We start from the raw sequence: 7,926 nt of genomic DNA, 5'->3' as shown, positions 1-7,926 counted from the left end.
CGCCCGATCTGAGAATCTACAGATAAAGCGCCGCTACCGGTAGAATATCGAATATCAAAAATCCGATGTTGCCGCCGTCTTGCGTTCAACACGGCACTTATAAGTGATCGATGCTGTGCTGAACGCTCGCAGCGACCAGCGATCGGTGGCGATCACCGTCGAAGTTCGGCTGTTTATTTATAAATGGCTGACGGCGGATCGACGGAGACCGGTTTCGAACCCCGGTCGGTCTTTATAAATGGGTGGCCGTACATCGACGGTGGACAGGCCCAAAGCCCCAGCCGCTCGCTTATAAGTCACGGACTCCACGCTGACGACTGCCAAAGCCCCAGCCGCGACGACTCGATGCGCTCGTTGCGGTCCTCAGTCGGTCGCTCGCGCTCCCTCCTTGCGGTCCTTACGTCGCGCGTCTTCGTCCTCGCGGCTGCCCCTTTGAGCCCCACCCCGTCCCGCGTCCGCACCTCACGCCTCCCCAGCCTCGCAGCGGCCACTTATAAGTGGCCGCTGCGTCCCTCGCGCGGTGCCACTCGCGGCCTACCGGCCGCTCGTGGGCACGCGCCACCGCAGTTCGGTTTATGTACAACACACGTCGTCTACGTCACGCCGCCTTCGCTCGTCGCGTACTCCTCGTGCGCGCCGCCGTCGAGGATCGCCTCGACCTCGTCGACGACTTCCAGCACGTCGGCGAACGAGGTGTACGGCGCGGCCGGACACACCCGGACCACGTTCGGCGGGCGGAAGTCGACGATCACGCCGCGATCCCGCAAGGCCGCGCTCAGCTGCTCCGCATCGGAGTGTTCGAGGGCGACGTGGCCGCCGCGGGCCGCGTGCTCGCGGGGCGTGCCAACCGACACCTCTGGAAGCCTCTCGTCGACGAGCGCGATCAGGAAGTCGGTGAGTGCGAGCGATTTGGCGCGCAGCCGGTCGATCCCCGCGTCCCGGAGGAGCTCAATGGAGCCCTCCAAGGGTGCGGCAGCGAACAGCGGCGGCGTCCCGATCTGCCATGCGCCCGCGGAGGCGGCGGGGGTGTACGTCATGTTCATTTCGAACTGCGTCGCCTTCTCGTGGCCCCACCACCCCGCCAGCGCGGGCGTGAGCCCATGGTGGCGCTCGGCGACGTACAGCGCGCCGATCGAGCCGGGGCCGGCGTTGAGGTACTTGTACGTGCACCAGGTCGCGAAGTCGACGCCGGCCTCGTCGAAGTCGTGCGGGACCGCTCCCACGGAGTGGGCCGCGTCGAAGCCGACGTACGCGCCCGCCTCGTGGGCCGCCTCCGTGATCCGCTCGACATCGAACAGCTGTCCGGACCGATACAGCGCGGTCGGCATCCAGACGATCCCGATATCGTCGTGTCTCTCGAGGGCGGCCTCGATATCTCGGGGGTCGATCGTCCGGCCGTCCCGGCTCGGAACGACCCGGAGCTTCTCGTCCGGATCGATCCCGCGACCCCGCAGCTGCGCGCGGATCGCGTAGTGGTCGGAGGGAAAATCGAGCTCGTTCACGAGCACGGCGGGCACAGCTCCGCCGTCCTCCGCCGTCGGCCACTCCCCGCCCGTGACCGCGACCCCCTCTCGCTCCGGCCCCTTCCCGGCCAGCAGCTCGTCGAGGAACGTCCCGACGAGCGTGTGGATATTCACCGTGATCGAGTTGCCGACGGCGACCTCACTCGGATCCGCCCCGACCAGGGGCGCGAGCGCGTCGCCGAGTCGCTCGCCGACTGTGAACCACGGCGGGTCGGCGTCGGTCCACCCGGCGATCAGCAAGTCGCGCCACTCGTCGACGACGCGGTCGAGGCTCGCGAGGGCGTCGTCGCTTGCGGGGCCGAGCGAGTTGCCGTCCATATACACCACGTCCTCGGGGACGTGATATCGGTCCGCGAGCGGGGAGAGCGGGTCGGCGCCGTCGAGTCGGGCGGCGAGGACGGCCGGGTCCGCGTCGCCCACGTCGGCCGCTCCGTCGTACTCGTCCATACGGGATCGGGTGCCGCCGTCGACTAATCGGTTCCGGGGATGGCACCTCGGAAGCCGGAGGTATATAAAAGGGCTCGACCGCTACTCGACGATGTCGATCGCCGGCCGACCGGGTTCCGCTTTGCTGACGCCGCCGCCGTCGGCGTCGTCGGCGCGCTCGACGCGGACCGGCGCGTCGAACTCGCGTTCGATCAGCCACGCGGCGGCCCGCAGCGCGTCGTACTCCTCGTCGCCGGAGAGCGTTTCCTGAAGCGCCTCTCGGTTCGCTTGCAGGTCCTGCCCGTACGAGGCTGCGTCGTCGCCCTGTTCTCGGATGTGGCTCTCTCCCATCAACTCCGAGATGAGGTTGTCGGCCTCGCTGTCGACGGCGATCGAGAGCGCGTCGTACTTCCAGTCGGGCGCGACGACGACGTCGATCCGTTCAGGGTCCTCGATCCCCGCCACGTCGATAATGTCGCGCACGTCCTCGCGGGTGTTCGTCACGAGGCGACGGCGCTTCTCGACCGTCTCGCGGTCGGCGCTCGCGCTCGGCCAGTCGGCCTCGGCGACGAACCTGTCGCGACCGAGCGTCTCCCACAGCTCTTCGGCGAGGTGTGGCACCACCGGCGCGAGCAGACGAACCGCGACGTCCAGCCCGCGCTCGTACGTTTCGGGGTGCGGCTCGGCGTGCTCGCGGTAGCTGCGGAGCGTCCCGACCAGGTCCTGTGCCTCCCGCAGCGCGACGTTGAACGTCAGTTCCTCGTACTCCGTACCCGCGATAGCGACGGCGGCGTCGATCTCGTTCGCAACGTACTCGTCGACGGTGTCGCGCTCGGTGTCGGAGTCCGAGTCGGCGTCGGCGCTTCCCGCCCCGCCCGGGTCGCCCGCCGCGTGCTCCTCGACGAGGTCGCTCAGACGGGTCAGGAACCGGTACGTCGACTTGACGCCCTCCTCCGACCAGTCGAAGTCGCGCTCGGGCTGGGCCGCCTGCATCATGAACAGCCGGGCCGTGTCCGCGCCGTACTCCTCGACGATCCGCTGTGGCGAGACGGTGTTCCCCTTCGATTTCGACATCTTCTCGCCCTCCAGCTGCACCATCCCCTGTGCGAGCAGGTTCGTGAACGGCTCGCGGTGGTCAAGCCCCTCGTGGTCGGCGATCGTCTTCGTGACGAACCGGCTGTACAACAGGTGCATCACGGCGTGTTCGATACCGCCGACGTACTGGTCGACGGGCATCCAGTCGTTCGCACGGCCGAGGTCGAACGGGGCGTCGTCGAGGTCGGGCGAGACGTACCGCAGGAAGTACCACGAGGAGTCGACGAACGTGTCCATCGTGTCCGTCTCGCGGGTTGCGGGACCGCCACACTCCGGACAGGTCGTCTCCTTCCACTCCTCGGCGGCGTCGAGCGGGTTCCCGGTCGTGTTGATGAACTCGGGCAGCTCCACGGGGAGGTCCTCCTCCGGCACGAGGACGCTCCCGCAGTCGTCGTGACAGTGGACGACCGGGATCGGCGTGCCCCAGTAGCGCTGTCGGGAGATCCCCCAGTCACGCAGCTGGTACTGGGTGCTCTCCGCGGCGCTCTCGATGTCCTCGGTGAGCCGCTCGCGGGCAGTCTCGCTGTCGATCCCGTCGTACTCGCCGGAGTTGATCAACACGCCGTCGTCGGTGAAGGCCGAGTCGCTCACGTCGGGTGCATCGGGAAGCGACTCGCCGTTAGCAGTCGTCGGGTCGTTCCGGTCGTCGGGTTTCGGAGCGATCACGGGACGGATCTCGACGCCCATCTTCTCGGCGAACGCGTGGTCGCGCTCGTCGTGGGCGGGGACGGCCATTAGCGCGCCCGTCCCCACGTCCGAGAGGACGAAGTCGGCGACGAACACGGGGATCTCCTCGCCGGTGGCGGGGTTGGTGGCGGTGAGGTCGGTGGCGACGCCGTTCGGTTCGTCGCCCTCGGGGTCGGCCTCGTGGTGGACGAACTCGTGGACCGCGTCGTCCTCGGCCGCCAGTTCCTCGCTTATCGGGTGGTCGGGGGCGAGCGCGAAGAACGTCGCGCCGTGGATCGTGTCGACGCGGGTGGTGAACGCCTCGACGGGGCCGTACTCCCGCGGTTCGGTCCCCTCGCCGCGTCCGTTCGAGGCGCTTCGCGCCTCGCCGATCTGAAAGTCCAGCGTCGTTCCGTACTGCCGCCCGATCCAGTTGCGCTGCATCTGTCGGACGGAGTTCGGCCAGCCCGTTAGGTCGTCGATCGCCTCCAGTAGCTCGTCGGCGTACTCCGTAATCCGCAGGAACCACTGTTCGAGCTCGCGGTCCTCGACCGGTGTGTCACACCGCCAGCACAGCTCCGCATCGCCCTCGACCTGCTCGTCCGCGAGGACGGTTTCACAGGACGGACACCAGTTCACGTCGGCGTCGCGGCGCTCGACGAGCTCCTCCTCGTGGAACCGGCGGAACAGCCACTGGTTCCACCGGTAGTACTCCGGAGTACAGGTGGTGATCTCCCGCTCCCAGTCGTAGCCGAACCCCATCGACTTCATCTGGCCTTTCATCGTATCGATGCAGTCCATCGTCCAGTCGCGAGGGTTCGTGTCGCGCTCCTTGGCGGCGTTCTCCGCCGGGAGTCCGAACGCGTCCCACCCCATCGGGTGGAGCACGTCGTCGCCACGCATCCGGCGGTACCTCGCGTACGCGTCCGTGATCGTGTAGTTCCGGACGTGGCCCATGTGGAGCTTCCCGGACGGGTACGGGTACATCCCGAGGACGTACGTGGGGTCGTCGACGTCGTCCGGCGTGCGGTACGCGGCGGCGTCGTCCCACGCCCCCTGCCACCGTTCTTCCACCGCGGTGTGGTCGTAACCCTCTTGAGACATCTGCTTATATACTCGTGGAGCGGTCGGCGTCCTATACCTTTCCATCCTGTGACCGGCGTTGACATGCCTGTTTTGGTGAGTTCGTTCACCCCTGAGCCGGACCGTACCCGAACGGGTGTCCGGCGTGCTCGACCCGCCGGGCCGAAGGTATTTCCACGCGGAGCCGCCAGTTCGAGGCATGGCGCTCAAAAAGGTCCTCTACTACGGCGCGATCGGGATCGGGATCCTGATCGCCGTCAGCGTCGTCGTCTCCATCGTGTCGACGCTGTTGAGTCTGGCATGGGCGGTCGTCTCCGGTGCGATCTCGCTCGCGATCCTCCTCGGGATCGTCTACGTCGCGTACAAAGCCGGGTCGTGGATCTTCGGCAGCGACGACTCCACGACCGACACGATCGGGACCGGTCGGGGATCGTACGCCTCGACGTCGTCGTCCTCCTCCGACTCCGCCAGTCGGCAGGATCGGCTCCGACAACAGTACGTCGAGGGACAGATCAGCGAGGCGGAGTTCGAACAGCGGATCGCCCGCGAGCTCGAACGCGAGGACGTCGACGACATCGACCGCGAGCTCGAACGCGAGCGGTGAGCACCGGACGGATCGACGACCGCCTCCCTCCCTCGTCGCTTCGTTCGACCGATCTCTCCTCGCTTTCGCCGTGCCCGCCCGCCCCTACTCCGCTTCCGGGGGTCGCTCGCCCGTGAAGACCTCGACGGGATCGAGGTCGCCCGCCGGTTCGAACCCGAACGCCTCCCCGTAGAACGCGAACTCGGCTTCGTGGGCCCGTGCGATGTTGTCGGCGTCGCGGAACCCGTGCCGCTCCTCGGGGAACTCCACGTACGCGTACGGCGTCCCGTTCTCGACGAGCGCGTCGATCATCGCCGTCGCCTGTGCCCGCGGTACGACCTCGTCCTTTCCGCCTTGAAGCAGCAACAGCGGGGCCGTGATCCCCTCGGCGTGATACAGCGGCGAGCGTTCGCGGTACACGTCCTCGGCGGCCGGTAGCGGGCCGACGAGCCCGTCGAGATACCGCGATTCGAACTTGTGGGTCTCCGCGGCGAGCGCCGCGAGATCGGCGACGCCGTAGTAGCTCGCGCCCGCGTCGAACGTGTCGTGGAACGCGAGCGCGCTCAAGACGGCGTACCCGCCGGCACTCCCGCCCGAGATCGCCAGCCGGTCCGGATCGGCGAGCCCCTCCGCGGCCGCGTAGCGGGCGGCGTTCACGCAGTCGAGCGTGTCCCGAACCCCCCACTCGCCCTGTAACGCGTCACGATACGCCCGGCCGTACCCCGTCGATCCGCGGTAGTTCACGTCGAGAACGGCGACACCCCTGGTCGTGAGAAACTGTGTCGACGTCGACAGCGTCGCCTCCGACCGGCTCGTCGGCCCACCGTGAACCGTCACGACCAGCGGCGGCCGTTCCTCGTCGTCCGACGGCGGCGTCACGTCCGGGTTGTGCGGCGGGTAGTAGTGGGCGTACGCGACCGTCTCGTCCGCACCGACCGCGTCGCCGGTCGGGAAGACGACCGGCGTTGGCGTCGACACGTACTCGGGATCGAGGGGGTCGTCGGTGGACTCACGGAGGTGACGGCGGGGGCCGGCCGAGGGGGACCACTCCACCACCGCGCTCGGTGCGTCCGGTCGGTGGCCGACGAAGACGACGTGCTCGCCGTCGGACCGGATCGCCGTCGGTCGGAAGGAGCTGTACGGCAGATCGGGGTCATCGAGCGGGCTCCCAGCGGGCTCGCCGCCGCCGGTCGTCAAGCCGTCCTCCGGAGCGTCAGGGTCGAGCAACCGGAGGCTCGGCTCCCCCGCATCCGTGTACAGCGTCGCGATCCGGCCGTCGTCGAGGAAGGCGTACGTCGAGACCCCCAACTGCCACATCGGCACGCCGAACTCGGCGTCGGCGGGGTGGTAGTTCGCGAGCGAGCCGTCCTCGACCCGATAGAGGTTCCACCAGCCGGTTCTGTCGGAGACGGCGTGGAGGACGCCGTCGGGCGACCACGCCGGCGAGCAGACGGACTCGTCGTCCCCGCCCGCGGCGACCCGTCGGGACCCCTCGACGCGCTCGCCGCTCGCGTCGAGGGCCTCGACGACCAGCTCGGTCCCGTCCCACGGCATGTTCGGGTGGTCCCACCGGAGGTACGCGATCCGGTCGCCGGCGGGCGACGGTCGAGGGGCTGCGTAGAAGTCGTGTCCCTCGGCGATCACGACCGGGTCGGGAAGCGCCGCTTCCGTCTCGTCGTCCGCGTCGGGATGCAGCGGCAACCGGACGATCTCGTTCGCGGGCTCGTCGTCAGTCTCGGGCCCGACGTGGCGTTCCCGAACCGCGTACACGGTTTGGTGGTCCGGCCCGATCGCCACGTCGGCGTACCGGAGCCCGAGCGGCTCCGGCGGCTCGGGCGTGATCGGTGTCGGGTCCACGCTCCCGTCGGCGGGAAGCCGGTACAGGCGCTGGTCGTCCATGCTCGCGACGACTGCCGTGTCGCCGGCAACGGTGAAGTCACCGCCCCCATACTGATGAACTAGCGTTCTTACGTCGAACCCTTCCGGCGTGACCTCCTCGTGTGCCGGAAGATCGCCCGCCCCCCCGAGCGGTGCCCGACAGAGGACGCCACGGCCGCCCTCCGAGGGACGTCGCTCCAGCCAGTAGGCGTTCCCGTCAGCGATCCGGACGCCGGCGAAACCGCGCCCGCCCGCCGCGATGTCCGCCGGTTCGATGGGGGAGGGCCACTCACCGTATGGTGTCGACATGCGTGACCGATCGCCCCGGCCCGTCTTAAGCGTAGCCCGCGGACGGATCGGGAACCGTGTTACCGATCGTCACTTCCGGTGGTTTCGCCCCGTTCGAACCGTGACAACGGGGATCGCACAATGTTTATCACCTCACCCGTGGTGGTCAAAACACTAGAAGAACGAGTACTACACTCGTAGTAGTTGCCGCGGGAGACGAGGTGTCGAGCCGGAACAACCGACCATGATCGACGAACGAGCGGAGCACACGCGAGAAGCACTGACACGAGCGAACACGACGGGAGCGCCCGACACACGCCGACAGGACGCGGACGGCCGAGCGATCGGCGACGACCCGGCGGCTTCGGTGCGAGGGGCCGGCCG

4 protein-coding genes are annotated in these 7,926 nt (G+C 68.3%); 1 reads left to right on the top strand and 3 read right to left on the bottom strand.

Annotated features, from left to right (window positions below; all coding sequences use genetic code 11):
- Positions 1-593: 593 nt before the first annotated feature.
- Positions 594-1,970: a kynureninase gene (gene kynU, locus ACFQEU_RS08415; protein ID WP_379781133.1), complete on the bottom strand. Its 1,377-nt coding sequence runs from the start codon at positions 1,968-1,970 to the stop codon at positions 594-596.
- Between the two features lie 81 nt (positions 1,971-2,051).
- The gene (leuS, locus tag ACFQEU_RS08410; protein WP_379781131.1) at positions 2,052-4,814 is read right to left on the bottom strand and encodes a leucine--tRNA ligase; all 2,763 of its coding nucleotides are present in this window, start codon (positions 4,812-4,814) and stop codon (positions 2,052-2,054) included.
- A 178-nt stretch (positions 4,815-4,992) separates the two neighbouring features.
- Between leuS and ACFQEU_RS08405 the strand changes: the two genes are divergently transcribed.
- The gene (locus ACFQEU_RS08405; protein WP_379781129.1) at positions 4,993-5,397 is read left to right on the top strand and encodes a hypothetical protein; all 405 of its coding nucleotides are present in this window, start codon (positions 4,993-4,995) and stop codon (positions 5,395-5,397) included.
- Positions 5,398-5,481: 84 nt separating this feature from the next.
- Here the strand turns inward: ACFQEU_RS08405 and ACFQEU_RS08400 are convergent, their stop codons facing one another.
- Positions 5,482-7,563, bottom strand: a complete 2,082-nt coding sequence (locus tag ACFQEU_RS08400; protein WP_379781127.1) for a prolyl oligopeptidase family serine peptidase — start codon at positions 7,561-7,563, stop codon at positions 5,482-5,484.
- Positions 7,564-7,926 lie beyond the last annotated feature (363 nt).

This window comes from Halorubrum tibetense (genome assembly GCF_042661865.1).
Lineage (GTDB): Archaea > Halobacteriota > Halobacteria > Halobacteriales > Haloferacaceae > Halorubrum > Halorubrum tibetense.
The sequence above is the reverse complement of the archived record's forward strand: the minus strand, read 5'-3'. Positions and strand labels throughout refer to the sequence as shown.